Here is a 1,396-nt window from a genome sequence, read left to right on the forward strand (position 1 = left end):
GAGCGGGCTGCCACCGCATATCGCCCAGGTGATCGCCGGCCACCGCGACATCAACATCACCATGGGCTACAAAGCTGGGCGGATTCCACTAGTCGTGGCGAATCATCGGGTAATCGTGCAGGGGCCACCATCGTCGCACAGCCTGGTTCGGAGTGAGGTCATTCAGGCATAGCCTCGGACGGTCGTTGAGTTCGGTGGCGACCTCGTCGAGCTGGTCTTGGGTCCAGCAGCTTAGGTCAGTTCCCTTCGGGAAATATTGCCGCAGAAGCCCATTCGTGTTTTCGTTTGATCCCCGCTGCCACGGCGAGTGGGGATCGGCGAAGTAGATCTTCAGGCCGGTGGCGGCCGCGATACGCTCATGGTGAAACATCTCGTTGCCCTGGTCCCAGGTAAGCGACCGACGCAGCGAGACGGGCATCTGCGTGAAGCGCTCGATGAGAGCATCCCCGACGACTTGCGCGGAGTGGCCACCACGGATCGCGACCAGGATGGTCAATCGCGTCTTGCGCTCGACGAGTGTCGCGATCGCCGATCTCTGGCCGGCGCCGATGATGAGGTCACCCTCGATATGCCCTACCTGACGACGTGATTCCACGTGGGCTGGCCGTTGCGCGATGGGCGTCATATTCGTTGATTGCTTGAGCGAACCGTCCCGGGATCGTCCGCGGCCACGGCGCCGGCGATAAGTCCGGCCGGTGCGCAAAGACCCGCCAGTCGCAGCCAGGACCAGTCCGCGGTACACCGCTTCGTAGATCGTCTCAACGCACACGTGCCACGCCGTGCGGCGTGGGTAACGTCGCCGCAGCCACCGGCTGATCTGCGCCGGTGACCAGCGCTTGCCGAGCTTAGCGGCGACGAGCTGACGCAGCGTGTCATCGTGGGTGAACACACGCACTTTCGGGCGTCGTCGACGCTGGTGTGCCTGGTTGTGGGCGTACCACGGTTGGTAGCGACCATCGGATTTTCGATTGCGTGCGATCTCCTTGTACACCGACTGGAAGCTTTTGCCGATGCGTTCCGCGATCGTCTTGACCGACTCCTGACGGGCCAGCCCGTCGGCGATCTCGATTCGGTCGTCTTGGCTCAAGTAACGGCTACTGATCGGACTCTCGACATAGGACATACTGCCAGCGTCGATGAACCACAACGACCCACAGCTGAGCGACACGCCGACCGTTGCTGCCGCCTTCGCTCCTGAGTGGCCTTGTCTGATCAGCTCGAAGTAGCGGCGCTTGTCCTCCTGTGGTGACGTGTTCCACGCATACCTGGGCATCGTAATCCTCTCGGGAAAGGATTCGCTTCGATCAGTGGAATCCGCCCTGTCTATCCGGACGAAGCCATCCAGTCTCATCTGGCGTTCCTTGCCCGACGGCGGGCCATGCGGCCCACCGAAGAA

1 protein-coding gene is annotated in these 1,396 nt (G+C 62.2%); it reads right to left on the reverse strand.

Translation table 11 applies throughout. From position 1 onward, the window contains the following. Positions 1-88: 88 nt before the first annotated feature. Positions 89-1,396 (reverse strand): IS30 family transposase (locus tag MLGJGCBP_RS21280; RefSeq protein ID WP_236581238.1); only part of this gene is annotated, 1,308 nt, incomplete at its 5' end.

Origin of the sequence: Rhodococcus sp. T7 (assembly GCF_009872365.1) — a bacterium.
In the GTDB taxonomy this organism is placed as follows: Bacteria; Actinomycetota; Actinomycetes; order Mycobacteriales; family Mycobacteriaceae; genus Rhodococcus_F.